This window comes from Streptomyces sp. NPDC052016, from assembly GCF_044548445.1.
Classification (GTDB): Bacteria; Actinomycetota; Actinomycetes; order Streptomycetales; family Streptomycetaceae; genus Streptomyces.
The window spans coordinates 215,214-240,454 of record NZ_JBIUBX010000007.1 but is presented as its reverse complement, the minus strand read 5'-3'; the positions used below and the strand labels follow the sequence as shown (position 1 = coordinate 240,454).

Annotated in this window: 26 protein-coding genes and 1 riboswitch; of the genes, 2 read left to right on the top strand and 24 right to left on the bottom strand. The window is 71.7% G+C overall.

Annotated features, from left to right (window positions below; translation table 11 throughout):
- Window positions 1-31: 31 nt before the first annotated feature.
- Window positions 32-754: an LAETG motif-containing sortase-dependent surface protein gene (locus ACIHAR_RS11850; protein ID WP_400018830.1), complete on the top strand. Its 723-nt coding sequence runs from the start codon at window positions 32-34 to the stop codon at window positions 752-754.
- Between the two features lie 55 nt (window positions 755-809).
- Here the strand turns inward: ACIHAR_RS11850 and ACIHAR_RS11845 are convergent, their stop codons facing one another.
- From ACIHAR_RS11845 to rpsB, 12 genes are all read right to left on the bottom strand, one after another.
- Window positions 810-1,616, bottom strand: a complete 807-nt coding sequence (locus tag ACIHAR_RS11845) for a maleylpyruvate isomerase family mycothiol-dependent enzyme (RefSeq protein WP_400018828.1) — start codon at window positions 1,614-1,616, stop codon at window positions 810-812.
- A 25-nt stretch (window positions 1,617-1,641) separates the two neighbouring features.
- Entirely contained in the window at window positions 1,642-2,661 is a 1,020-nt protein-coding gene (locus tag ACIHAR_RS11840) for an ABC transporter ATP-binding protein (protein WP_400018826.1), read from the bottom strand.
- On the bottom strand, window positions 2,661-4,262 hold the full coding sequence (locus ACIHAR_RS11835; protein ID WP_400018824.1) for an ABC transporter permease: 1,602 nt from the start codon (window positions 4,260-4,262) through the stop codon (window positions 2,661-2,663). The genes ACIHAR_RS11840 and ACIHAR_RS11835 overlap by 1 nt, the downstream gene beginning before the upstream one ends.
- A 53-nt stretch (window positions 4,263-4,315) precedes the next feature.
- Entirely contained in the window at window positions 4,316-5,398 is a 1,083-nt protein-coding gene (locus ACIHAR_RS11830; protein ID WP_400018821.1) for a thiamine ABC transporter substrate binding subunit, read from the bottom strand.
- An 87-nt stretch (window positions 5,399-5,485) separates the two neighbouring features.
- Window positions 5,486-5,592, bottom strand: a riboswitch (TPP riboswitch).
- A gap of 27 nt (window positions 5,593-5,619) precedes the next feature.
- Window positions 5,620-6,726, bottom strand: a complete 1,107-nt coding sequence (gene rlmN, locus ACIHAR_RS11825) for a 23S rRNA (adenine(2503)-C(2))-methyltransferase RlmN (RefSeq protein WP_365470328.1) — start codon at window positions 6,724-6,726, stop codon at window positions 5,620-5,622.
- 126 nt (window positions 6,727-6,852) lie between these two features.
- On the bottom strand, window positions 6,853-7,791 hold the full coding sequence (locus ACIHAR_RS11820; protein ID WP_400018818.1) for an aminoglycoside phosphotransferase family protein: 939 nt from the start codon (window positions 7,789-7,791) through the stop codon (window positions 6,853-6,855).
- 308 nt (window positions 7,792-8,099) lie between these two features.
- On the bottom strand, window positions 8,100-8,948 hold the full coding sequence (locus ACIHAR_RS11815) for a class I SAM-dependent methyltransferase (protein WP_400018816.1): 849 nt from the start codon (window positions 8,946-8,948) through the stop codon (window positions 8,100-8,102).
- 365 nt (window positions 8,949-9,313) lie between these two features.
- Complete coding sequence (locus tag ACIHAR_RS11810; RefSeq protein WP_365470320.1) at window positions 9,314-10,552, bottom strand: phosphatidate cytidylyltransferase; 1,239 nt, start codon at window positions 10,550-10,552, stop codon at window positions 9,314-9,316.
- Entirely contained in the window at window positions 10,552-11,109 is a 558-nt protein-coding gene (frr, locus tag ACIHAR_RS11805; RefSeq protein ID WP_044388432.1) for a ribosome recycling factor, read from the bottom strand. Before frr ends, ACIHAR_RS11810 begins: the two co-directional genes overlap by 1 nt.
- Before the next feature lie 194 nt (window positions 11,110-11,303).
- The gene (pyrH, locus tag ACIHAR_RS11800) at window positions 11,304-12,062 is read right to left on the bottom strand and encodes a UMP kinase (RefSeq protein WP_264936854.1); all 759 of its coding nucleotides are present in this window, start codon (window positions 12,060-12,062) and stop codon (window positions 11,304-11,306) included.
- Between the two features lie 190 nt (window positions 12,063-12,252).
- Window positions 12,253-13,089: a translation elongation factor Ts gene (gene tsf, locus ACIHAR_RS11795; protein ID WP_400018812.1), complete on the bottom strand. Its 837-nt coding sequence runs from the start codon at window positions 13,087-13,089 to the stop codon at window positions 12,253-12,255.
- A 157-nt stretch (window positions 13,090-13,246) separates the two neighbouring features.
- The gene (gene rpsB / locus ACIHAR_RS11790) at window positions 13,247-14,119 is read right to left on the bottom strand and encodes a 30S ribosomal protein S2 (protein ID WP_365460567.1); all 873 of its coding nucleotides are present in this window, start codon (window positions 14,117-14,119) and stop codon (window positions 13,247-13,249) included.
- 278 nt (window positions 14,120-14,397) lie between these two features.
- On the opposite strand from rpsB, the gene ACIHAR_RS11785 reads away from it, so the two are divergent.
- Window positions 14,398-14,964: a murein hydrolase activator EnvC family protein gene (locus ACIHAR_RS11785; protein WP_400018809.1), complete on the top strand. Its 567-nt coding sequence runs from the start codon at window positions 14,398-14,400 to the stop codon at window positions 14,962-14,964.
- A 289-nt stretch (window positions 14,965-15,253) separates the two neighbouring features.
- Here the strand turns inward: ACIHAR_RS11785 and ACIHAR_RS11780 are convergent, their stop codons facing one another.
- The 12 genes from ACIHAR_RS11780 to rplS form a co-directional block, all read right to left on the bottom strand.
- Complete coding sequence (locus tag ACIHAR_RS11780; protein ID WP_365460590.1) at window positions 15,254-15,808, bottom strand: helix-turn-helix domain-containing protein; 555 nt, start codon at window positions 15,806-15,808, stop codon at window positions 15,254-15,256.
- 94 nt (window positions 15,809-15,902) lie between these two features.
- The gene (gene whiG, locus ACIHAR_RS11775) at window positions 15,903-16,745 is read right to left on the bottom strand and encodes an RNA polymerase sigma factor WhiG (protein WP_365460562.1); all 843 of its coding nucleotides are present in this window, start codon (window positions 16,743-16,745) and stop codon (window positions 15,903-15,905) included.
- 321 nt (window positions 16,746-17,066) lie between these two features.
- A complete protein-coding gene (gene dprA, locus ACIHAR_RS11770; protein WP_365460559.1) occupies window positions 17,067-18,227 on the bottom strand; it encodes a DNA-processing protein DprA in 1,161 nt (386 codons plus the stop codon).
- On the bottom strand, window positions 18,224-19,849 hold the full coding sequence (locus ACIHAR_RS11765) for a YifB family Mg chelatase-like AAA ATPase (RefSeq protein ID WP_365460556.1): 1,626 nt from the start codon (window positions 19,847-19,849) through the stop codon (window positions 18,224-18,226). Before ACIHAR_RS11765 ends, dprA begins: the two co-directional genes overlap by 4 nt.
- A gap of 1 nt (window position 19,850) precedes the next feature.
- The gene (locus tag ACIHAR_RS11760) at window positions 19,851-20,252 is read right to left on the bottom strand and encodes a YraN family protein (protein ID WP_365460553.1); all 402 of its coding nucleotides are present in this window, start codon (window positions 20,250-20,252) and stop codon (window positions 19,851-19,853) included.
- 77 nt (window positions 20,253-20,329) lie between these two features.
- A complete protein-coding gene (locus ACIHAR_RS11755) occupies window positions 20,330-20,638 on the bottom strand; it encodes a DUF2469 domain-containing protein (RefSeq protein ID WP_003965949.1) in 309 nt (102 codons plus the stop codon).
- Window positions 20,639-20,694: 56 nt separating this feature from the next.
- Window positions 20,695-21,219 carry an NUDIX hydrolase gene (locus ACIHAR_RS11750; RefSeq protein WP_365460550.1) on the bottom strand — a complete coding sequence of 175 codons (525 nt, stop codon included), beginning with the start codon at window positions 21,217-21,219 and terminating at the stop codon, window positions 20,695-20,697.
- Window positions 21,209-21,979 (bottom strand): signal peptidase I, encoded by a 771-nt coding sequence (gene lepB, locus ACIHAR_RS11745; RefSeq protein WP_365460547.1) that lies wholly within the window; start codon window positions 21,977-21,979, stop codon window positions 21,209-21,211. Before lepB (ACIHAR_RS11745) ends, ACIHAR_RS11750 begins: the two co-directional genes overlap by 11 nt.
- Before the next feature lie 97 nt (window positions 21,980-22,076).
- Complete coding sequence (gene lepB / locus ACIHAR_RS11740; RefSeq protein WP_365460544.1) at window positions 22,077-23,057, bottom strand: signal peptidase I; 981 nt, start codon at window positions 23,055-23,057, stop codon at window positions 22,077-22,079.
- The gene (lepB, locus tag ACIHAR_RS11735; RefSeq protein ID WP_365460541.1) at window positions 22,945-24,039 is read right to left on the bottom strand and encodes a signal peptidase I; all 1,095 of its coding nucleotides are present in this window, start codon (window positions 24,037-24,039) and stop codon (window positions 22,945-22,947) included. Before lepB (ACIHAR_RS11735) ends, lepB (ACIHAR_RS11740) begins: the two co-directional genes overlap by 113 nt.
- Window positions 24,032-24,787, bottom strand: a complete 756-nt coding sequence (lepB, locus tag ACIHAR_RS11730; protein ID WP_400018803.1) for a signal peptidase I — start codon at window positions 24,785-24,787, stop codon at window positions 24,032-24,034. Before lepB (ACIHAR_RS11730) ends, lepB (ACIHAR_RS11735) begins: the two co-directional genes overlap by 8 nt.
- A gap of 45 nt (window positions 24,788-24,832) precedes the next feature.
- Window positions 24,833-25,183, bottom strand: a complete 351-nt coding sequence (rplS, locus tag ACIHAR_RS11725; RefSeq protein ID WP_020128707.1) for a 50S ribosomal protein L19 — start codon at window positions 25,181-25,183, stop codon at window positions 24,833-24,835.
- Between the last annotated feature and the right edge of the window lie 58 nt (window positions 25,184-25,241).

Below are 25,241 nucleotides of genomic sequence, written 5' to 3'. Positions count from 1 at the left end.
CCCGCAGTTGAGCATCACGTAAAGGACAAACGTGTCCCCATCCCGCCGTACCGCCGCCCGTTCGGTGCGCATGCTCGGTGTCGTCGCCGCCTCGGCCGCCCTCGTTCTCGGGGCCTCCGGCTCCTCGTCGGCCACCGATATCCGCAAGTTCTCCGCCTCGGCCGCGTGTGACGGCGCCAAGGGCGTCATCACCGTCACCGACAAGGACCCGAAGGCGACCCCGGCCGTCGTCACGGTCTACCTCCAGAACAACAACGCCGACCTGCGGCAGGTGGGTGTCCCCACCCCGATCATCGGCTCCGCCAAGGGCACCACCATCACCTTCGCCGAGGACTGGGAGCCGGGCGCCGTCTACCGGGTTCACGTCACGGCCGCCGAGGCCGGTCTCAACGCGGACCTGGAGGAGAACCTGGTGGCCCCCGCCAAGGCCTGCACGGCGGACGACAAGCCCACCACGCCCGGCACCCCGTCGAACACCCCGTCACCGTCGCCGTCGGACACCGCCTCCACCCCGGCCGGGTCCGAGTCCGGGACGCCGACGCCGACCCCGTCGGCGTCCGGAAGCGACAGCACCGCTCCCGCGGACACCGGCGCGAGCAACGCCCCGTCGCCCGCGGTCGGCGAGTCCAACCTCGCCGAGACCGGCGCCAACTCCCACACAGGCCTGATCGTCGCCATCGCGGCCGTGCTGGTCGTCGTGGGCGGCGGCGCGGTGTTCTTCGGCATGCGCCGCAAGGGCTCCGGCAACCGCTGACCCTGGACGGCCCGTCCCCCGCGCCCCTGGGGGCGGGGGACGGGCCTCCGGCGTCTCATCCGAACGTCGTCTTCTCCAGCCAGAACTCCAGCAGCTCCCGCTCGCCGAGGACCTCGAGCCCGGCGGTGTCCAGCGGCCGCCGGCGGTAGAAGGCCAGCAGCACGTCGGTGAGCGGGCCGCGCAGCGCGACCGTCGCCTTCTCGTGTCCCCGGCGCCAGACGACGCCCTCCTCGGTGAGCTCGACGAGCCACTCGGCGTTCAGCCCGGCGGGCGCGTCCGTGGCGTGGAGGTGGATGCTGCGGCCCACGCGCTCCGGGGCGCGCAGCTCGTCCGCCGCCGCGTGGGGCAGGTTGCGCTGCACCCACTCGACGAGCTGCAGCCACTCGTCGAGCGCGTCGGCGGCCACCTCGGGCGCGACCTCGTAGGGCAGCCCCGCGGCGAGTGCCGCGTCGGCGCGGTGGACGGTGATCTCGTGGGTCACCCGGCGGGCCCAGAAGCCGGCGTCGGAGGTCCCGGCCCAGCCCCACACCTTCGCGTCGGGCCCCGCCTCCCGCAGGGCGGCGACGGTCGTCTTCCCGGCCTCCGCGAGCCAGGCGTCCAGCGCGGCCGGGTCGCCTTCGGCCTCCGGCCCGCCGTGGAGCGGGACCCGCTCCTCCGGGATGTTCTCCTGCGCCCGGGTCCGCACGAGCTGGTCGACCCAGCGCAGGGCGCCGCCCATGTGCCGTACGAGCTGCTCCAGCGACCAGTCGGGGCAGGTCGGCACGGTGGCCGAGAGATCCGCCCCGGAGGTCACGACGGACCTCAACTGCCGTACATGGTGCTCGATTTCGTCACAGTACCGGTCATGCGCGAGAAGGGTCATACCAAGCACCCTAGGCGTGGGCAGGTCAGTCGAGCACGACGATTTCGGGCGGGTCGAACGCCACCCCGACGGTGTCCCCGACCTCCGGGGCCAGCCGCAGCGCACACGCGGCCTCCAGGCGTGGCGCGTCCTCCGGCTGGAGGTGGACGGCGACATGGGTGCCCTTGAAGGTGCGGGCGGTGACCGTGCAGCGCAGGCCCTCGTCCACGCCGACCAGCCGCACCCCGGCCGGCCGGACGAGCAGCGTGCGCGTGCCCTGCGGGGAGCCGGCCGGCACCGGCACCTTGCCCCACGGGGTGTCGGCCGCCTCCCCGGCGACGCTCGCCTCGGCCACGTTGTCGAAGCCGAGGAAGCGCGCCACGAAGGCGTCCGCGGGCCGCTGCCACACCTCAAGGGGCGTACCGGACTGGGCGATCCGGCCGTCCCGCATCACCACGACCCGGTCGGCGAGCGCGAACGCCTCGCCCTGGTCGTGGGTGACCGCGAGCACCGTGGTGCCCAACCTTCCGAAGAGTTCCCGCAGTTCGACGACGAGCCGTTCCCGCAGCGACCGGTCGAGCTGGCCGAGCGGCTCGTCCAGCATCAGCAGCCGGGGCCGGGGCGCGAGCGCGCGGGCCAGCGCGACCCGCTGCTGCTCTCCGCCGGAGAGCGCGGCGACCGCCCGGCGGGCGGCGCCCGGCAGCCCGACCAGGTCCAGCAACTCCTGTACGCGCTCCGCCTGTCGCCGTTTGGGCGTGCCGTGCATCCGCAGGCCGAAGGCCACGTTGCCGCCCACGTCCCGCTGCGGGAACAGCTGGTGGTCCTGGAACATCAGCCCGAGCTCCCGCTTGTGGGCGGGGACGCCCGCCTGGTCACGTCCGTCGAGCACGACCCGCCCCTCGTCGAGGGGCTGGAGCCCGGCCACGGCCCGCAGCAGCGTGGACTTGCCGCTCCCGCTGGGCCCGAGCACGCACACCACCTCGTGCTCGGCGACGGCGAGATCGACGGCGTCCAGCACGGCCCGCCCGCCGAACCGCACGGTCGCACCCTCGAGCCGCAGCAGCATCAGAACTCCCCCGTCCGGTCGGTGCGCAGCCGTTCCAGCACCAGCAGGGCCACCGCGCACACCAGCATCAGAATCGTCGAGAGGGCCATCGCCTGGCCGTAGTTGATCTCGCCGGCCCGGCCCAGGAGCCGTGCTACGGCGACTGGCAGCGTCGGGCTGTCGGGCCGTGCGATGAACACCGTCGCCCCGAACTCCCCGAGCGACACCGCGAAGGCGAACCCGGCGGCGACGAGCAGCGCCCGCCGCACCATCGGCAGGTCCACCTCCCGCCACACCCGCCAGGGCGACGCCCCGAGCACGGCCGCCGCCTCCCGCAGCCGTACGTCCACCGCCCGCAGCACGGGCAGCATGGTCCGCACGACGAAGGGGACGCCGACCAGCGCCTGCGCCAGCGGCACCAGGATCCAGGTGCCGCGCAGGTCCAGCGGGGGCTCGTCCAGCGCGATCAGGAACCCGAAGCCGACGGTCACCGCGGAGACGCCCAGCGGCAGCATCAGCAGCGCGTCGAAGCCGCGGACGAAGCGGCCGGCGTCGCTCCGGGCCAGGGCGGCGGCCGCCAGCCCGCCGATCGCCACGGCGATGACGGTGGCGACCACCGCGTACTGCAGCGAGTTGCCGATCGCGTCGATCGGCGGCACGAGGAAGACGTTGCCCTCGTCGCTGGTCAGCGCCCGGTAGTAGGCGAAGTCCGGCGCGTCCAGGGAGCGTTGCACCAGCACCGCGAGCGGCAGCAGGATCAGGACGACGACGGTGACGAGGACACCGGCCAGCAGCACCCACTGCCCGGCGCCGCGCGGCCGCCGAGCCGTCACGGAGGCGTCCACCAGCCGCAACGCGGTCTCGCGCCGCCGTACGGTCCAGGCGTGCACGGCGAGGATCGCGCCGACGGCGAGGAACTGCACGATCGTGAGGACGGCCGCGGTGGACAGGTCGAAGATCTCCGAGGTCTGCCGGTAGATCTCGACCTCGAGGGTCGAGAAGGCCGGCCCGCCGAGGATCTGCACCACGCCGAAGGAGGTGAAGGTGAAGAGGAAGACCATCAGGGCGGCCGCCGCCACGGCGGGGGCGAGGGCCGGCAGGGTCACCTGACGCCAGGCCCGCAGCGGTGACGCGCCCAGCGTCCGCGCCGCCTCCTCCTGCCGCGGGTCGAGCTGCGCCCACAGCCCGCCCACCGTCCGGACCACGACCGCGTAGTTGAAGAAGACGTGCGCGAGCAGGATCGCCCACACGGTGGTGTCCAGCCGTACGCCCCACTGCTCGTCGAGCAGCCCGCCACGTCCGACGAGCGCCAGGAACGCCGTGCCGACGACGACCGTCGGCAGCACGAACGGGACGGTCACCACCGCCCGCAGCAACTGCTTGCCGGGGAAGGCGAAGCGGGCGAAGACGTAGGCGGCGGGCAGGGCGAGCAGGAGGGTGAGCGCGGTGGAGGCGAGCGCCTGCCAGGTGGTGAACCACAGGACGTGCCGGATGTCGGACTGCCCGAGCACGTCCCGGAGCCGCCCGAACCGCCACTCCCCGTCGGCGTTCAGTCCGCGCGAGACGATCGCGGCGACGGGGTAGGCGAAGAAGAGCCCGAAGAACGCGACGGGCAGGACCATGAGCCCGAGCCGCGCCGCGCTCCCCGTACGCCTCCCGGAGGTCTTCCGGGGGGCTACTTCAGGACGAGTGAGGTCCACGACTTGACCCACTGGTCGCGGTCCGCGGCGATCTTCGCCGGTTCCATGGTCTCGGGGTCCTCGGCAGGGGGCCCGTACTGGGTGAACTCGGCGGGCACGGCCGCGCCCTCGAGCACCGGGTAGACGAACATGTTGAGCGGCATGTCCTCCTGGAACTTCTTCGAGACCAGGAAGTCGATCAGCGCCTTGCCGCCCTCGCTGTTCTTCGCGTTGCTCAGCAGCCCGGCGAACTCGACCTGCCGGAAGCAGGTGCCGTCGGCGACACCGGTCGGGGCGGTGGCCGGCTTGGGGTCGCCGTAGATCACCTCGGCGGGCGGGGAGGAGGCGTAGGAGACGACGAGCGGCCGGTCGGCCCCGGCCTTCTTGCCGCCGGCCGAACCGGAGAACTCCTCGTTGTAGGCCTGCTCCCAGCCGCTGACCACCTTCACGCCGTTGGCCTTGAGCTTCTTCCAGTACCCCTCCCAGCCGTCGTCGCCGTACCGCGCGGCGGTGCCGAGCAGGAAGCCGAGGCCGGGCGAGGAGGTGGAGGCGTTCTCGGTGACGAGGAGGTTCTTGTAGGCGGGCTTGACCAGGTCGTCGAAGGTGGCGGGCGGGGCCAGCTTGCGGTCGGCGAAGTACTTCTTGTCGTAGTTGACGCAGATGTCGCCGTAGTCGACGGGGGTGACCCGGTGCTCGTCCGCGTCGAGCTGGTACCGGCTGTCGACCTGGTCGAGCCCCTTGGCCTCGTACGACTGGAAGAGATCGTTGTCGAGCGCGCGGGACAGCAGCGTGTTGTCGACGCCGAAGAAGACGTCGCCCTGCGGGTTGTCCTTGGTGAGGACGGCCTTGTTGACGGCCTGTCCGGCGTCGCCGTCCTTGAGGACCTTCACCTTGTAGCCGGACTGCTTCTCGAAGTCCGCGAGGACGTTCTCGGAGACGGCCCACGAGTCGTGGCTGACGAGGGTGACGGTCCTGGAGCCGCCGCCGGACGCGGTGTCGTCGGACGACGACGAACCGCACGCGGACAGCGTGACGAGACCGAGGCCGACGGCCGCGGCCACGAACGTCCTGGTGTGCACTGGATTCCTCCTGGGGTTGACCAGGAAGAGACGCGGCCCTGCCCGGGGCCCGCGGAGGTTCCGCCGGCCCCGGGCAGGGCGCAACAGCTCGAGTGATGACCGAACTTCCTACCCAGAATGACCTGGGCGAGGTTCAGAGGGTCTGCGGCCGGTTGCCGCACTCTCAGCGCTGTGGCGCTCCCCTGTCGGAATATGAAGGTATGAAGTTGTCCGGGATCAGACTACCGCTCGGTGGCGGCGAGCTGACCACACGCCCCGTCGATCTCCTGGCCGCGGGTGTCCCGGACGGTGACGGGCACCCCGTGCGCCGCGATCGCCTCGACGAACGCCTTCTCGTCCTCGGGCCGTGAGGCGGTCCACTTCGAGCCGGGGGTCGGATTGAGCGGGATGAGGTTGACGTGCACCGGCCGCCCCTTGAGGAGCCGCCCGAGGCGGTCACCACGCCAGGCCTGGTCGTTGATGTCCCGGATCAGGGCGTACTCGATGGACAGCCGCCGCCCGGACTTCTCGGCGTACTCGAACCCGGCGTCCAGCACCTCGCGCACCTTCCACCGCGTGTTCACGGGCACGAGGGTGTCACGCAGCTCGTCGTCCGGGGCGTGCAGCGAGATGGCGAGCCGGCACTTGAAGCCCTCGTCGGAGAACCGGTGGATGGCCGGGACCAGCCCGACGGTCGAGACGGTGATCCCGCGCTGCGAGAGCCCGAGCCCGTCCGGCGTGGGGTCGGTGAGGGCGCGGATGGCCCCGACGACCCGCTTGTAGTTGGCGAGGGGCTCGCCCATCCCCATGAAGACGATGTTGGACAGCCGGGCCGGCCCGCCCGGGACCTCCCCGTCCCGCAGCGCCCGCATCCCGTCCACGATCTGGTGCACGATCTCGGCGGTGGACAGGTTCCGGTCCAGTCCCGCCTGCCCGGTCGCGCAGAACGGGCAGTTCATGCCGCACCCGGCCTGCGAGCTGATGCACATGGTGACCCGGTCCGGGTACCGCATCAGCACCGACTCGACGAGCGTGCCGTCGAACAGCCGCCACAGCGTCTTGCGGGTGGTGCCCTGGTCGGTCGACAGATGCCGGACGACGGTCATCAGGTCCGGCAGCAGCGCCTCGCGCAGCTTGTCACGCGCGCCGGCGGGGATGTCGGTCCACTCCGCCGGGTCGTGCGCGTACCGTGCGAAGTAGTGCTGCGACAGCTGCTTCGCCCGGAACGGCTTCTCACCGATCTCCGCCACCGCCTCCTTCCGCTCGGCGGGCGAGAGGTCGGCGAGGTGCCGCGGCGGCTTCTTGGCTCCGCGGGGGGCGACGAAAGTGAGTTCTCCGGGCTTAGGCATAGCGATACCAGTGTCGCAGATCCACTCGGGTGACCTGGGCTGCGAGCCTTGCACGGTGGTCGTCGTCGGTCGTCGTTGGTCGCCTCCGGTCTTCCCTGGGTCGTCGTCGCCGACGTTGTGAGCAGCTCAGGTCACTGCTTCGGTGCCGGGGCCGTGGAGCGTCGCGGTGAGGCGTCGCAGCGACGCCTGGGCGGGCGGGCCCCAGGTGGGCTTGCCGCCCGGACGGCCGTGGACACCCGCGTCTCCGATGAAGATGCAGGCGAGGGCTTTCAACACCGCCCAGCCACGGGCGCGGCGAAGGGTCGCCGGGTCCGGGGCCGGCCGATAGGCGGCGTGGAAGCGGTCGGCGGCGCCGTCCGGCAGCAGTATCCACGCGGCGGCGAGGTCGCAGGCCGGATCGCCCGCGCAGAGGTCGCCGAAGTCGACCACGCCGCAGAAGGTGCCGTTTTCGGTGAGGACGTTGGCCGGGTGCAGGTCGCCGTGGAGCCAGACCGGCGAGCCCGTCCACTCGGGCGCGGCGACGGCGTCTTCCCAGACGGCGCGGACGGCGTCCGGGTCGGGCAGCAGCCCCTGTTCGGTGGCCGAGGCCAGCCCCCGGGCGAACGGCTCGGCATGGTCGGCCGGCGGACCCCCACGGTCGCGGCCGGTCGGCGCCCTCTCGGGGGCAGGTCGGTGAAGAGCGGTCAGGAAGGCGGCCAAGGTGTCGGCCGCCTCCTCGGCGCGCGTGGCGGGGGCGCGGTCGGCGGGCGTTCCCGGCACCCAGGTGGTGACGATCCATGGCCGCGGAAACCGCTCGGAGGGCTCGCTGAGGTGCTGCGGGACGGGGACCGGCAAGGGAAGAAGCGGGGCGAGAGCGGGAAGCCACTCGTGCTCCTTGCGCAGCAGCGCGTCCGCGGACTGCGTCGCCCAGGGCAGCCGGACGGCGAGGTCGTCGCCGAGCCGCCACAACTGGTTGTCCCAGCCACGCGCGCCGAGTTCCACAGGCAGATTGGCCAGGTCGGGGTGCTGGTCACGCAGCAGATCCCGGACCAGCGATGCGGTGATCTCGATCTCGGTGTGGGTCATGCGGAACCACGGTAGCCGGGCCGTGACCCGCCGTCGGTGACTCGGCACTTCGAGCCGCTCGAACTTCGCCGGCGCCAAGTCGCCGGTCCGCGCCGCACGCCGCTGCCCACCGCCGGTAGCCGACCCGGCCGAACCAGACCCACGCGGCTTTCAGGGTGGGCCAGACAACCGTGCGAGGTCGGCCAGCCGGCGGCCCGGGGGGACGGCGGCGCGGCGGGACCTGAGTCCCGGCAGGCCCGGCGTCCCCGCCGTGTACGCGTGCAGACGCCCGAGCCGACGGCATCACGACCCCTGCCGGGACCGTTCGATCACCGCTCGCCGTAACCCCTCCGCCAGACGAACACCTCGGTGCTCGGCCCCCGCTCGGAGAAGCGGCCCTGGGGAGACACGTCCCGCAGCAGCCGGCGCACGTCCGCCTCGAAGTCGTCCCGGCGCGGGCCGAACAGGTGCGGAGCCGCGTACGACATCGAGAACACCCAGGCGACCACGTCGTCCCCCGTCCGTTCCAGTGCCTGGCCTCCGGGCACGACATGGCGCCGGGGACCGGAGAGTCCGGCCCGGGCGTAGACGGCTGCCTCGTTGCCGGGCGTCCCGTGGGGCAGCAGACTCTGCCCGGCCCTACGGACGGGCCCGAGGTACCGCCTGACCAGCTCCTCCAGAGCGGCGTAGGGAACGGCCGGATACGGAAGGCCCTCGACGGTCCGGGTCTGCGTCTTCAGGTCAGCGATGTGCACCAGCGCCCCGCCGGGCCGGAGCATGTCCCTGACGGTCGCCGCCACCAGATCGCGGTCCATCCAGTGGAAGGACTGACCGAAGGTCGCGACGGTGAACGTCCCGAGCCCCGCGGGCAGCTCCTCGGCCCTGGCCCGCACCCACCGGGCCTTCTCTGCCACTCCCCGCTCGGCGGCCCCCCGCCCGGCCTCGGCGATCATCCCGGCGTCGGGATCCACTCCGACGACCTCGTCGAACAGGTGCGCCAGGCTCAGGGCCAGCGTGCCCGGCCCGCATCCGACGTCGAGGAGACGCCCCCGCCCGTCCAGGTCCAACACCTCGGCGAGCACGTCCGCGAGTCCGGGAGCGTAGGGAAGCCGTCCGCGCCGGTAGTAGGGGGCGGTGCCCGCGAACAACGTGTCGTCCCATTCCCAGTCGGCCGCCACGCCCGCCCACCGCCTTCATGATCTTCATGGAGATCCCGTCCCTGTCCGGCCGGCGATGATCCCACGGCTCGGCGACGACCGGGAGTCCGCCCGGCGGCCCACTCGGCGCTCCGCCCCGCCCGGCATCCCCACAGTTCCGGGGAAGCTCGCCCTCTCCATCGGCCACACACAGCGGCGACACGTCCGGGCACGCCCGACATCGAGCACTGTCACCGGAGATGCCCGACATCGCCCCTACCACCGAAGTCCCGACATCGGGCCCTGCCCCCGGTACCTACGACCGCCCCCACCCCGAGCGATCCATGACCGCGGGCCCCCGCCCGGGAAGGGACGGAGGCCCGCTCAAGCCGTGTACGGGTTGCCGGTCAGCCGGATCCCACGAACAGCACCAGCAGCAGCCACACCACCGGAGCCGTGGGCAGCAGGGAGTCCAGTCGGTCCATGATTCCGCCGTGGCCCGGCAGCAGCGTGCCCATGTCCTTGATGCCCAGGTCCCGCTTGATCATGGACTCGCCGAGGTCGCCGAGCGTGGCGCTGCCCGCGACCGCGAGGCCGAGCAGCAGACCCTGCCACCAGGTGCCGTCCTCGATGAGGAACTGCATGCACAGCGCGCCCGCCACCATCGCGAACGACACCGCGCCGAGGAGGCCCTCGCGGGTCTTGCCGGGGCTGATGCGCGGGGCGAGCTTGTGCTTGCCGAAGCGCCAGCCGATGGCGTAGGCGCCGGTGTCGCTGACGACGGTGAGGACCAGGAAGGTCAGCACGCGCTGCGCCCCGTCGTCGGCCGCGAGCATCATGGCGACGAAGGTGGCCAGGAACGGGACGTAGAAGGCCGCGAAGACACCGGCCGTGACGTCCCTGAGGTAGCCCTCCGGCGGTTCCGTCATCCGCCAGACCAGGACCGCGAGCGCGGTCAGGGCCGTGGCGACCCACGCGCCCTCGGCGCCCCGGACGTACCCGGCGACGACCATCGCGGCGCCGCCGAGCGCCAGCGGCACGAGCGGCGCCTTGATGCTCTTGCGCTCCTGCAGCCGGCTCGTCAGCTCCCACAGGCCCACGACGACGGCGATCGCTATCACGCCGACGAAGACGGCCTTGACGACGAACAGGGAGGCGACGATCACCGCGCCGAGACCGACTCCGACGCCTATGGCCGCGCCCAGGTCGCGGCCCGCGCTCTTCTTCGGTGCGGGCGCAGGCTGCGCGGCGTCGGGCATCGGATCCGAATTCTGCGGCACCGCCGCGTGGGGCTGCGCCGACGGGGTCTCGTCGCGGTACGTCTCGCTGCGGTACGGCTCACGGCCGTGGGACTGGTCGTAGGAGAAGCCGGTGCCGCCGCGGTACGTGTCGTCTCGGTACGTCTCGTCTCGGAACAAGGGGCCGCCCGGCCGGGCGGCCCCCCGGTCGTCATCCTGGTGTCCGCCGTCAGCGGGTACATCGGGGACGATGGGCATGGGGCGAGTCTGCTGCGCCTCAGGCGCATCGTACGCGGGACCCGCCGGGGCAGCCCCCTGGACAGGTCCCCGGTCGGTGGGCCCCCAGTACCCGGCCTGTGCACCGTGTGAACCGGCTTGTGGCGGAGCGCCCCAGGAAGAGTCGTTCATCAGACCTCGAGCAGCTCCGCTTCCTTGTGCTTCAGGAGCTCGTCCACCTGCGCGACGTACTTCGCGGTGGTGTCGTCGAGCTCCTTCTCCGCACGGCGGCCCTCGTCCTCGCCGACCTCGCCGTCCTTGACGAGCTTGTCGATGGCGTCCTTGGCCTTGCGGCGGACCGAGCGGATGGACACCTTGGCGTCCTCGCCCTTGCCCTTGGCGACCTTGATGTACTCGCGGCGGCGCTCCTCGGTGAGCTCGGGGAACACCACCCGGATGATGTTGCCGTCGTTGCTCGGGTTGACGCCCAGGTCGGAGTCGCGGATCGCCTGCTCGATGTTGCGCAGCGCGCTCTTGTCGAACGGGGTCACGACCGCCATGCGCGGCTCCGGCACGGAGAACGAAGCCAGCTGGTTGATCGGCGTCGGCGCGCCGTAGTAGTCGGCCACGATCTTGTTGAACATCGCCGGGTGCGCACGGCCGGTGCGGATCGCGGCGAAGTCCTCCTTGGCGACCACGACGGCCTTCTCCATCTTCTCCTCGGCTTCGAGGAGGGTCTCTTCGATCACCACTTGCTCCTGCGTGTCTTGAGTAGGCCCGGCTGCGGTTCCCTGCGGGGGCGGCGGCCGGCTGCGTCGCGTCTTCTTCCTGCACGGTTCCCGACCGGCAGGACATTGTCCATCCCCCGACCAGGGTCCGTCCCCCGGTCAGGTGTTGTCGTACGAACCCCGGTACTGACCGGTCGGACCGGAGGGTTCACCGGTCAGGCCCGGCTGCCTTGGTCACCCACAAGCGTGCCGATCTTCTCACCCTTGACGGCCCGCGCGATATTGCCCTCGGCCAGAAGCTCGAAGACGAGGATCGGGAGCTTGTTGTCGCGGCACAGCGTGATCGCCGTGGCGTCGGCGACCTTCAGCTCCCGCGTGATGACCTCGCCGTAGCCGAGGGAGTCGAACTTGACCGCCTCCGGGTTGGTCTTCGGGTCGGAGTCGTAGACGCCGTCCACGCCGTTCTTGCCCATCAGCAGCGCCTCGGCGTCGATCTCCAGGGCGCGCTGCGCGGCGGTGGTGTCGGTGGAGAAGTACGGCATGCCCATACCGGCGCCGAAGATGACCACCCGGCCCTTCTCCAGGTGGCGCACGGCGCGCAGCGGGATGTACGGCTCGGCGACCTGGCCCATGGTGATGGCGGTCTGGACCCGGCTGTCGATGCCCTCCTTCTCCAGGAAGTCCTGGAGGGCGAGGCAGTTCATCACCGTGCCGAGCATGCCCATGTAGTCCGAGCGGGCCCGGTCCATGCCGCGCACCTGGAGTTCGGCGCCGCGGAAGAAGTTGCCGCCGCCGATGACGACCGCGATCTGCGCGCCGTCGCGCACGACGGCCGCGATCTCACGGGCGATCTTGTGCACCACGTCGGGGTCCACGCCCAGGCCGCCACCGCCGGAGAATGCCTCTCCGGACAGCTTCAGCAGGAACCGGCCGCGTACTTTGCCGTCGTCGCTCTTCTGGGCCTTGGTGGTCATGGGAGATCCCGCCTCTTTCACGTGGTGCACATACGAAGAAGGCCATTGCCGGTGGGGTGTCGTTCGCAACCCATGCGCGGCAATGGCCTCCTCGTCAGATCTGCTGTCGTCCGTCACGCGTCCAGTGACGGCGTACCCCGGACGACTGCTGCCGACCCTATCGGGGCCGGGCGTCCGTCGCGGTACGGACTCAGATGCCGACCTTGATGCGCGTGAAGCGCTTCAGGGTGACACCGGCCTCGTCCAGGACCTTCTGGACGGACTTCTTGTTGTCGAGCGCGTACGGCTGGCCGAGCAGCGTGGCGTCCTTGAAGAAGCCGTTGAGGCGACCCTCGACGATCTTGGCGATCGCGGCCTCGGGCTTGCCCTCGGCGCGGGTGGTCTCCTCGGCGATGCGGCGCTCGGACTCGACGACCTCGGCCGGCACGTCCTCCTTGGAGAGGTACTTCGGCGCGAAGGCGGCGATGTGCTGGGCGACGCCCTTGGCGACCTCGGCGTTCGGCTTGTCCAGCTCGACGAGGACACCGATCTGCGGGGGCAGGTCGGGCATCGTGCGGTGCATGTACGCGATGACGAAGCCGTCGGCGAACTGCGCGAAGCGGTCCAGGACGATCTTCTCGCCGAGGTTGGCGTTGGCCTCGTCCACGAACGCCTGGACGGTCTTGCCGGGCTCGATCTCGGAGGCGAGCAGGGCCTCGAGGTCGGCCGGGGAGGTCTTGGCGACGTGCTCCGCGATCGCGTTGGCGGCAGCCTGGAACTTCTCGCCCTTGGCGACGAAGTCCGTCTCGCACTTCAGCTCGACCAGAACGCCGGAGGAGTTGTCGTCGGCGATGATCGAGACCACGGCGCCGTTCTCGGCGGAGCGGCCCTCGCGCTTGGCGACGCCCTTCTGGCCCTTGATGCGGAGCGCCTCGACGGCCTTCTCGACGTTGCCCTCGGCCTCGTCCAGCGCCTTCTTGCAGTCCATCATGCCGGCGCCGGTGAGCTCGCGGAGCTTCTTGACGTCGGCGGCGGTGTAGTTCGCCATGAGTCTGTGAATCTTTCTCGAAGTCTGGAAGATCGGAGATCTGCACGGTCTGCGATCTACATGGAGATGTAGATCTCCGACTCTGCGCTGACCAACGGGTGAACGGCGGGAGCGGATTTCATGTCACCGCTCCCGCCGTCAACTCTGACGCTGACGGTCAGGCCTGCTCGCCCTCGGCGGCCGGAGCCTCGGCCGGAGCCTCGGCGGGGGCCTCAGCGGCGGCCGGGGCCTCCGCGGCGGGGGCCTCCTCGGCCTTCTTCTCGCCCTCGAGCAGGTCGCGCTCCCACTCGGCGAGCGGCTCGCCCGCGGCCTTCTCGCCCTTGCCCTCGGCGGCGACGCCGGAGCGGGCGATGAGGCCCTCGGCGACGGCGTCGGCGATCACACGGGTGAGCAGGGTGACGGAGCGGATCGCGTCGTCGTTGCCCGGGATCTTGTAGTCGACCTCGTCGGGGTCGCAGTTGGTGTCGAGGATGGCGACCACCGGGATGTTGAGCTTCCGGGCCTCACCGACCGCGATGTGCTCCTTCTTGGTGTCCACGATCCAGACGGCGCTGGGGACCTTGGACATCTCGCGGATACCGCCGAGGGTCTTCTCCAGCTTGGCCTTCTCGCGGGAGAGGACCAGGAGCTCCTTCTTGGTCAGACCGGACGCGGCGACGTCCTCGAAGTCGATCTGCTCGAGCTCCTTGAGGCGCTGCAGACGCTTGTAGACGGTCGAGAAGTTGGTGAGCATGCCGCCCAGCCAGCGCTGGTTGACGTAGGGCATGCCGACGCGGGTGGCCTGCTCGGCGATGGCCTCCTGCGCCTGCTTCTTCGTACCGACGAACATGACCGTGCCGCCGTGGGCGACGGTCTCCTTGACGAACTCGTAGGCGCGGTCGATGTACGACAGCGACTGGAGCAGGTCGATGATGTAGATGCCGTTGCGCTCGGTGAAGATGAAGCGCTTCATCTTCGGGTTCCAGCGACGGGTCTGGTGACCGAAGTGGACGCCGCTCTCCAGCAGCTCCCGCATCGTGACGACGGCCATGGCCGCTCTCCTTGAATTTCTCGGTTGTGCCGCGGAAGCCGGACGGCTCCCGCGCCTGACGCCCGCGGTGCGCCGAGCCACTGAGGACCGAGGGGCGCGGATACCGGAGACCGACGGTGTCGGCCCCGGTATTGGGGCGTGCGAAGTCGACCCGGTGACCCGGATCGCCAGAAGAAGTGTACGGGACCCGCGGGGCGCCGGGTGACGCCGCTGTCCACAACCCGCGGTCGGTCCACAGGTCCCGGCCGTGATCGGCGGCTGCGCGGGACCGTTCCCGCATGGACGTGAAGCGTTGTGCGGCCCTGCTGCTGGGCCTTGTGATCACCGCGGTGGCCTCGTTCGCCCGGGCGGCTCCGGCACCACCGGCTCCCGCCGCCCCTCCCCCGCCGGCACCGGTCCCGGCGATCGGCCGGTCCTGGCCCGTGGGGACGCGCCCTGCGGTGCTGCGCGGCTGGGAACCCCCGGCGACCGTGTACGCCCGCGGCCACCGGGGCGTGGACCTGGCGGCCCCGGCCGGCAGTCCGGTCCGCGCGGTGACGGCGGGCCGGGTCTCCTTCGCGGGGCGGGTGGCGGGGAGGGGGGTGGTGTCCGTGGAACTGGCGGGCACGGACCTGCGTACGACGTACGAACCGGTGACGGCGTCGGTGCGGAAGGGGGACGAGGTGGCGGCGGGCGAGCCGGTGGGGACGGTGGAGGCCACGGGCTCGCACTGCGCGGTCACGTGTGTGCACTGGGGGCTGCTGAGGGGCGAGGCCTACCTGGACCCGCTGTCGCTGCTTCCGCCGTGGCTCCTGCGGAGGGGGCCGTCGAGACTGCTGCCCGTACTCGGAGTGCCGCTGCCATAGGCGCCCTTCGGAGGCGGGTGCCGGATTCGCTCGGTCGTGCCGCCCGGGGCTTCGGGGTACCGCGGTCGGGCGGAAGCCGAGTGGGGGAGGGTGGGCGCGGCGGCGCCGGACTGCGCCACCCGCACCGGTCGCAGCGCGGCCCCTCAGGCATCGACGGGCGACGCGCCCCGGCACCGATGCCGGGGACCGTCCGCAGGAAGACGGCGATGCGGAGCATCGGCAACCGACGACAACGCCGCAGACGTGCGTGCCGGAGCCCGCGTCCGCGGCGCGATCCGAACGACGGGCCTCAGCCCCGGACCCCTCGCAGCGCCATCCGCACGGCCGCCTCCGTCACCGCCGACGGCTCTTCGGCCCCCAGCTCGATCCGCCGCACGGCCGCGTCGACGACACCCTGCACCAGCATCGCCGCGAGCCGGGGCTCCCCGTGGCCCATCTCCCCCAGCGCCTCGACGATCATCGCGACGAGTCCGCCGTGCGCGGCGCGGATCTTCTCCCGCGCCCCGGCGTCGAGCTCGCTCGCCGAGATCGCCACGACGGCCCGGTGGCGCCGGTCCTCCACCAGCGCCAGCTGCCGCCGCACATAGGCGTCGACCTTGGCCTCCGGACCGTCCGCCGCGGCCATGGCCGCCTCGACCTCCGCCGCCCACACGGGGAAGTCGACCTCGCACAGTTCCTCGACCACGGCCGCCCGCGACCGGAAGTACTCGTACACGGACGACCGCGCCAGGCCCGTCCGCTCGGCGAGGGCGGGGAAGGTCAGCGCCTCCGTCCCGCCTTCGGACAGCAACGAGCGAGCCGCGTCCAGCAGGGCGGCTCGCTGCATCGACCGGTGCTCGGCCACGGAGGCCGCTCGAATCCTTGGCACGTCGACCACTCTACGGACGCCGCACCGCCGACGGGAGTGGCGCCGCCCGCACGGCCCACATCCAGCCAGGTCACCGACCGAAGCTCGCCAGTTTCGCGCGCAACTGGAGTACGGACTTCGTGTGGATCTGACTGACCCTGCTCTCGGTGACGCCCAGCACGTTCCCGATCTCGGCCAGCGTCAGGCCCTCGTAGTAGTACAGGGTCACGACCGTCTTCTCCCGCTCGGGCAGTGTGTTGATCGCCCGTGCCAGGAACCGCCGCAGCTCCCGGTCCTCCGCCACCTCCACGGGGTTGTCCGCGGCGGTGTCCTCCAGCGTGTCCATGACGCTGAGTCCGTCCCCGCCCTCACCGCCGACGTGCAGCAGCTCCTCCAGCGCCACCACGTTGGCCAGCGAGAGCTGGCTGAACACCGCGTGCAGTTCGTCGACCGCGATGCCCATCTCGGCGGCGACCTCGCACTCCGTCGGCGTCCGCCGAAGGCGCGCCTCCAGCGTCGCGTACGCCCGCTCCACGTTCCGCGCCTTCTGCCGCACGGACCGCGGGATCCAGTCCAGCGCCCGCAGCTCGTCGATCATCGCGCCCCGGATCCGGGTGATCGCGTAGGTCTCGAACTTGATCTCCCGGTCGATGTCGAACTTCTCGATCGCGTCGATCAGGCCGAACACCCCGGACGAGACGAAGTCCGCCTGCTCCACGTTGGGCGGCAGCCCGACGCTCACCCGGCCGGCCACGTACTTGACCAGCGGCGAGTAGTGCAGGATCAGCTGCTCCCGCAGCCGCTCGTCCCCCGTCGCCTTGTACGACCGCCACAGCTCGTCGAGCGTCGAGGGAGCGGGCGGCCGCACGCTGCCACCGTCGCGGGCGGCTGGGGGGATCGCCGCCCGGTCGGACCCGGAGGTGTGCTGGGGCATTCGTCGCCTTGTGCCGTTCTGCCGTGAAGTACGTGGGGTCGAGGGTGTGTGAGTGAGCTGTCGTACCGGTCTCGAGTCGTGCCGTGTCGGTCGCAGTGGTGCCGTGTGGTGCAGAGCTGCCGGTCTGTACCGGAATCCTCGTGAGCGTAGCGTGACTGGAGTGTCGCGGTGCGCGAAGGACGTGGGGAGACCTGTGCCCGGATGCGGCCCGACGGGCGACCCGCCGGGGCGGGACGCTCGCCGCCGCCGCCCGGCCGAGCGCGTCAACTGCGGGTGTTTCCAAGGGGTTCGGCGTTCCCCCGGACGGCCGAACCCCGTCGGTCAACACGAGCGTCCTCTCCCTCGAACGGAGACCATCGCCTGGCGTGTCAACTTCCAGCCGTCGTCATGTCGTTCGACGTAACCGAGTGCCCTGAGTTCGTACAGCCTGGCGATCGCGTCGTCCTGGGTGGTCCGGGCCTCGCGGGCGATCTCGTCGACGGCCGCGGCCCGGCGGCCGGGGAGGGCGGACAGGATCCGTCGGGCGCCCGGTTCGAGCAGGTCGCGCGGCAGCACCGGTCCGCGTCGCTCCGGAGCCAGCTCCCCCATGTCGCCGACCAGTTCCACGACCTCCGCTGCGTCGGTGACCAGCACGGCCTCCTCCCGCAACAGCTCGTGCACCCCCGCCGACAGGCCGCTGGTGGCCGGCCCGGGTACTCCCATCGTGTGCCGTCCCAGCCGTTGCGCCGCCCGGGCGGTGACCAGCGAGCCGCTGCGGTGGGCGGCCTCGACGACGACCGTGCCCCGGGTGAGCGCGGCGATCACCCGGTTGCGCAGCACGAACCTGCTCTGTGTCGGGTGGTCGCCCGGTGGCAGTTCCCCCACCACCAGGCCCTGTTCCGCGATCCGGTTGATCAGTCCCGTGTGGCCGCGCGGGTAGGGCCGGTCGACCCCGCAGGCGAGGACGGCGACGGTGGCGCCGCCCGCGCCGAGAGCGCCCCGGTGCGCGGCGCCGTCGACGCCGTAGGCACCGCCGGAGACCACCACCCAGCCGCGCTCGGCGAGGCCGGCGGCGAGGGTGACCGCCATGTGGGCGCCGTACTCGGTGCAGGCGCGGGCGCCGACCACCGCGACCGAGCGCAGCGCCCACATCCGCAGGCTGGGCCGGCCCCGGATCCACAGGCCGAGGGGGCGGGCGTCGCCGAGGTCGTCCAGCGGCCCGGGCCACTCGGCGTCCGAGGGGCAGACGAACCGCACCCCGGCCGCTCGGGCGTCGGCCAGGTCGCGGGCCGGGTCGGCCTGCTCGGCCCGGGCGCGCAGTCCGGCCCACCGCCGCGCGGTCACCCCGGGAAGCGGCTCCCCCTGGCCTTGAAGCCGCCGCACCACCTCGGCGATCCCGCGCTCCCGCAGCCACTGCCCGCCGACCGTGTCACCGGGTTCGAGGACCCGGGCCAGGAAGACCCGGGCGAGCCGTTCCTCGTCCGGTTCGGCGGCGCCGGTCATGTCAGGGCTCCAAGGGCCATCGGCACCCCGCGTGGCACTCCGGTGCGCAGTTGCAGCGCCAGGGCGACGTCCGAGGCGTCGGGCCGGTCGTGGCCGAGGAGGTCGGCGACGGTCCAGGCGACGCGCAGGACCCGGTCCAGCCCACGCGCGGTGAGGACGCCCCGCTCCAGGTTCCGTTCGGCCTCGTCCATGGCGCCGATCGCGGGATGCCAGCGGTTGCGCAGCTCCCGCCCCGGCACTTCGCCGTTGGTCCGCCAGGGGGTGCCGGCGAGTCGGGCCGCGGCGCGTTCCCGGGCGGCCCGGACGCGGTCGGCGACGACCGCCGTGGACTCGCCTCCGGGCCCGCGGTGGGCGAGTTCGGTCCGGCTGACCGGGTCCACCTCGACGCGCAGGTCGACCCGGTCCAGCAGCGGCCCGGAGAGCCGGGCCTGGTAGCGGCGGATCGCCGAGGGCGGGCACTCGCAGAGGGTGTCGCGCTGCGAGAAGCGACCGCAGGGGCAGGGATTGGCCGCGAGCACCATCAGGAACCGCGCCGGGAACCGCACCACGCCCGCGCTGCGCGCGATCACGACGTGCCCGGCCTCCAGGGGCTGGCGCAGGGCGTCCAGGGCCCGGCTGCTGAATTCCGGGGTCTCGTCCAGGAAGAGCACCCCTCGGTGAGCCATCGACACGGCGCCGGGGCGGGCGATGTTGGCGCCGCCTCCGACGAGCGCCTGCATCGTGGCCGAGTGGTGCGGGGCGCAGTACGGCGGGAGGTCGATCAGCGGCTTGCCGGGCGGCAGCAGCCCGGCCACCGAGTGCACCGCCGTGACCTCCAGGGACTCCTCCCGGCCGAGCCGGGGCAGTACGGCCGGGAGCCGCTCGGCGAGCATCGTCTTGCCGGCTCCCGGTGGCCCTTCCAGGAAGAGGTGGTGTCCGCCGGCCGCGGCCACCTCCACCGCCGTCCGCGCCGAGCGCTGGCCCACGACGTCCGCGAGGTCGTGCCCGTGGTCCTGCTGGGCGGCGCCGGCGCTGTGCATGCCGGTGGCCGCGGCCGTCCCGGGCATCCGCAGGCCGGCCATGAGCGGATCGGGCCGGCCCTCGTCGTCCGGGTCCTCGTCGGGCACGGGCTCGTCGGCGAGGACGGCGATCAGCTGCCGCAGGCTGCGCACGCCGAGCACGGAGACGCCCGGGACCAGCGAGGCCTCGGCGGCGGCGCACTCGGGTACGACCACCTGCTCGTAGCCTGCGTCGGCGGCGGCCAGCACCGCGGGCAGGATGCCCCGGACGGGCCGCACCCGCCCGTCGAGGCCCAGCTCTCCGATCATCACGATGTCCGCGAGCACCCTGGGGTCGATCCGCTCGGCCGCGCCCAGCACCGCGCTGGCGACGGCGAGATCGAAACCGCTGCCCGCCTTGGGCACCGACGCGGGGCTGAGCCCGACGGTGAGCTTCTTCTGCGGCCACTCGCCGCCGGAGTTGACCACGGCGGCCCGCACCCGGTCCCGGCTCTCGCTCAGGCTCTTGTCCGGCAGCCCCACCAGGGTGAAGGCCGCGACCCCGGGTTCCAGGTCCGCCTGGACCTCGACCACGACCCCTTCCACGCCGACCAGCGCCACCGAGCAGGTCCGTGCGAACCCCATCTCAGGCCACCCCCCGCACGTGCTCGACCACGGCGGCCCCGCGGCGGGGCAGCACGACGCCGACCAGGTCGATGCGGACGCCGCCGGGCGGGGCGCCCCCGTGCGCCTCGATCCACCGCTCGGCGAGGTCGCGCAGGCGCCGCGCCTTCTCCGGCGTCACCGCCGCCATGGGGTGCTGGAAACCACCGTCCCGGCGGGTCTTGACCTCACAGACGACCAGGACGTCGCCGTCCCGCGCGACGATGTCGATCTCGCCGCTCCTGCCGCAGCGCCAGTTGCGCCCCAGGAGCGTCATCCCGGCTTCGGCCAGCCGCCGGGCGGCCAGTTCCTCGCCGTACTTGCCGAGTGCGCCTCGTGCCAGATCCGTGTTCATGTCGGCACCACCTCCGGCGCCCACGTTCACGCATTCACGGCACCGGAAAGGATCTTGGTGCGCAACTCGGCGACTGTGGACAACTCCGTCACCCACAGGGGGTCGGCTCAGCCGCCCGGAAGCTCCAGGTCGCTCTTGTTCAGCTCCTCGATGTTCACGTCCTTGAACGTGAGTACCCGCACCTGCTTCACGAACCGAGCCGGCCGGTACATGTCCCACACCCAGGCGTCCGCCATGGACACCTCGAAGAACACTTCGCCCTGGACCGAGTGCACCTGCATCTCGTAGTCGTTGGTCAGGTAGAAACGCCGCTCGGTCTCGATCACGTATTTGAACAGACCGACGACATCGCGGTACTCCCGGTAGAGCTTCAGCTCCATCTCGGTCTCGTACTTCTCGAGGTCCTCGGCGCTCATGGCATGTTCCCCTTCAGCCGTGCGATCCCCCCATTGTGCGCCAGTCCCGTGAGCCGCTAGACGATTTCCGTGTCAAGGGTTACGGGGCCGGCCGGGGGACCTTCGTCGAGCAGCCTGCTCAGCAGCTCGGCGAGTCTGGTCGGATACACCGTCTCATGTGCCCGGGCGAGTTCCTGACACGTCCACCAGCGCGCTCCGGCGACACTGCGCCGCTCCAGCTCGGTCAGGGCGGTGGCCCCGGTCGCCGTCACGCTCGTACGGGCCAGGTAGTACCACTCGTCCTGGTTCCAGCGGCGGCCCGCGAACGGGAAGGAGCACGTCCGCCGCCACACCACCGGGCCGAGTGCGACGTCGGTGATGCCCGTCTCCTCGGCGAGTTCCCTCAGCGCGGCCTCTTCACGGGTCTCGTCGCCCTCCACACCGCCGCCGGGCGTGAACCACCAGTCGTCGGCCGGATCGTCCGGCTCGTGGCCGTGCAGCAGCAGAACGCGGTCCTCGGGATCGAGGAGGACCACCCGGGCCACCTTGCGCAGCGCGCCCTCGGAGAGGTCGGCGCTCACGTCCGTCGTCTCAGCGGACACCGGCGGGCTCCGGGCGGGGACGGCGGGAGGCACGCTTGGCGATCGGGCCGTACGCGCCGCCGCCGAGGACGAGGACCGCGCCGGCGACGATCAGCCAGCCGATCGTCGGCAGCGGCCCCGGCCGGGAGAGGGTGCCGAGCGTCTCGAAGCCGGTGGGACGCTTCAGCATGCCGCTCATGGGCCAGACGACGGCGTCGACGCGGGCCTTGACGGCGGTGCGCGCGACGGTGCCGCCGGCCGCGTCCGTGAGGTGGGCGGTGGAGTCCAGGGAGCCCTGGCGTTCGTCACCGAGCAGGAACAGCCGGCCCTCGGGGACCTTCACGGTCGGGAAGTTCTTGATCTCGGCGAGGGTGCCCTCGGGCAGATACGGTTCCTCGATCCGCTTGCCGTTGACGGTCAGCTTGCCGTCCGTGCAGCAGGAGACCGTGTCGCCGCCGACCGCGACGACCCGCTTGACCACGGGGGCGTTGCTCGCCCAGGTCTTGTCCGTGAAGACCACGACGTCCCCGCGGCGCACCTCGTCGCCGTCCACCACCTGGGCCAGCACCCGCTCGCCGGCGTCGATCGTCGGGGCCATGGAGCTGGTGGGCACGGTGTACGGCCGGTAGATCAGCGCGGCCCAGCCGAAGCCGCCCAGGAACAGCACGAGGCCCAGCGCGACGGCCGCACCGGACAGGCGCTGTCCGGTCCGGCTGCCCGCCGGGCCACCGCTGGTGCCACCGCTTCGCGGGGCCGTACGCGTCGTGCTCTCGCCACCCATGGATCCGCACCCTACCCGGCGGTACCGAGCCGGGTCAGCCCTTCCTCCCCGGCCGTGGCCGCAAATGGGAAAGGGTTTGCCGAGCGGGTGGCCGGGGTCAGCGCGCCTGGGCCGCCTGCGCGCGCCGGCGGCGCCACAGGGCCACCGGGAGGACGCCGGCGAGGGCGAGACCCTCCGGGGCGACCGTGAGGGCGGTGGAGGCGGCGGCCCCGGTGTTCAGCCCGTCCTGGTCGAAGGTGTCCGGCACCGGCAGCGTGCCCCAGCGGTTGATGGGCCAGGCCTTGACGATGGCACGGCCGACGACCTTGTCGACGGGGACCATGCCGTGGTTCTTGTCGGACTGGTTGTAGCGGGAGTCGCGCGAGTTCTGGCGGTGGTCGCCCATGACCCAGATGTAGCCCTCGGGGATCTTTACCGTGAACTGGCCGCCCGAGTCGTCCATGCTGCACGGGGTGTTGCCCGGGTACACGTACGGTTCGTTCAGCGCCTTGCCGTTGACCGTCAGAGGGCCCGTCTTCTTGCAGGAGACGGTGTCGCCGCCAACGCCGACCACGCGCTTGATCAGGTCCTTCTCCTCCGCGGACGGCATCAGGCCGATCCAGCTGAGGAAGGTCTGGATGGCGTTCGGGTCGGCGGTGGGCTCCCCCGCGAGCCAGTTGTCCGGGTCGTGGAAGACGACGACCTCACCGCGCTCGGGCTCGGAGCCGAACCACGGGGTCAGCTTGTCGACGAGGACGCGGTCACCCTCCTGCAGGGTGTTCTGCATCGAGTCGGAGGGGATCGAGAACGCCTGCACCAGGAACGTCTTGATCAGCAGCGCGAGAACGAGCGCGATGCCGATCAGGATCGGCAGCTCCTTCCAGAAGGAGCGCTGCTTCTTCGCACCAGGGGTCCCGTCGTCCGGCCCCGGCCCCGTCCCGGGGGGCTGCCCGTCACCGGGGCCGTCGCCCCCGGCCACCGGGGAGTCACTCCCGGAGGTCACGGCGTCGTCCGTACCCGGGCCGGCCGCATCCACGGGACGTCCGCGGTGCTCCTCGCCGCCGTGCCCGGACCGTGCGCCAACCGCCACATCCCCCACGCCAACTCCTTACTCTGTGCCGCTGCCTGCCCCAGGTACGACGCAGGCCCACCACTCCCATAACGAGCGGGAGTTCCGCAGGGCTCGGGAGTCGGATCGTTCCGTTCGGATCGTCGGAAGCAACCCTATGCGACGTCTCGTGGGACGCGGCCGCGCCGACCGCCGAGTCGGCCACGGAAGAAAAGGTTTGCGGTTCCTTGAGGGTGTTCCAGTGGCCCAGGGGCCAGGCGATGACCATGGCGCGTCCCACCACCTCGTCCTCGGAGACGGTTCCGCCGTAGTCGGTGTCCTGGTGGGCGCGGGAGTCCGCCGAGTTGTCCCGGTGGTCGCCCATCACCCACAACCGCCCCTGGGGGACGGTGACGTCGAACGGGGTGCTGGAGGGGGCGTTCCCCGGGTAGAGGTAGTCGGCCTCGTTCAGCGGAACGCCGTTGACCGTGACCCGCCCTTGCGTGTCACAGCACTGGACGCGGTCGCCACCCACGCCGACGACCCGCTTGATGAGGTCCTTCTCGTCGTCGGACGGCAGCAGACCGATGAAGGTGAGCGTTTCCTTGACCTGCTTGACGACGACGGGGTCGTCCTTCTTCACGGTGGTCTGCTCGTCCTGCAGCCAGCCGCCGGGGTCCTTGAAGACGACGACGTCCCCGCGCTCGGGCTTGGAGCCGAACCAGGGGGTGAACTTGTCCACCAGGACACGGTCGCCGATCTGGATCGTCTGCTCCATGGAGCCGGACGGGATCACGAAGGCCTGCACGAGAAAGGTCTTCAGGACCAGTGCTATGAGGACGGCGACGCCGACGAGGAGCGGGATCTCCCGGACGGCGCTGCGCCTGCGCTTGCGCTTGACCTTGCGCTGGAGCTTGCGCCGTTCAGCGCGCGTGCGGCCGCCGGAGGGGCCGGCGGCCCGCCGCACACCGGTGGGCAGGAGGTTGTCCGCGGCACTGCTGGGCACGCCGCGGGGCTTGCCGCGGTTACCCATGGGCGCCCGCCGCGTTCTTCGCGGGCCGCGCCGCTTCCGGCGAGGCGTCCGCCGCGGGCACGCGCGCGTAGGCGCTCGGGCGGTGCAGGCGGGTGAGATGGGCGTAGGGCCAGACGATCCAGTCGGCGCGGCCGATCACCCGGCCGACGGGGATCATGCCGCCGCCGGGTGAGCCGAGGTGGTCGCGGGAGTCGCTGGAGGCACTGCGGTGGTCGCCGAGGACGAACAGGGCGCCCTCGGGCACCTCCACGTCGAAGGTCACCGTGGACGGGCTGTCACCCGGAAACAGGAACGTCGACTCGTCGACCGGCCGGCCGTTCACCTGGAGCCTCCCTTCCTCGTCGCAGCAGACCACGTGGTCTCCGCCTACACCCACAACGCGCTTGATGTAGTCGGCGTCCCCGAAATACCCGGTGCCGTCGAACACAACCACCTCGCCGCGCCGCGGCTCGGCACCGAAACGGTACGCCAACTTATTTACGAGAACGCGGTCACCGATCCTCAATCCGTTCTCCATCGATCCGCTGGGAATCTGGAACGGTTTGGCCACGAAAGCGTTGAGGAGCAGCAGAAACAGCAGGCAGATCAACAGGGTGAGGCTGAACCGGCCGCCTGGGAGCCAGTTCGTGATCCCTGCCACCAACGCGAAACGCGACCGTTCCTCCGCTCCCTCCGCGGCCGGGGCGTCCCCGGAGTCGGAAGGGTGGGAGGAGCGGTCGCGCTCCGTCGGCTGTGCTTCGGTGTCCATCGGGGCCCGATGCTATCCGGCCCCGCTCTGAACCCCTGAGCGCGCTCAGTTGTCGCGCTTCTCCTTGATCTTCGCGGCCTTGCCGCGCAGCTCGCGCAGGTAGTACAGCTTGGCGCGACGCACGTCACCGCGGGTGACGAGCTCGATCTTCTCCACGATCGGGGTGTGCACCGGGAAGGTGCGCTCGACGCCGACGGAGAAGGAGACCTTGCGGACCGTGAAGGTCTCGCGGACACCGGCGCCCTGGCGGCGGATCACAACGCCCTTGAACTGCTGCACACGGGAGCGGTTGCCCTCGATGACGCGGACGTGGACGTTGACGGTGTCACCCGGGCGGAAGGCCGGGACGTCGCTGCGCAGCGACGCGGCGTCGACGGAGTCGAGCAGGTGAGACATTTCGTCTGCTTTCTTCGCTGATGCCACAGGTCATCAACGGAACTAGAGGTTCTGGGTG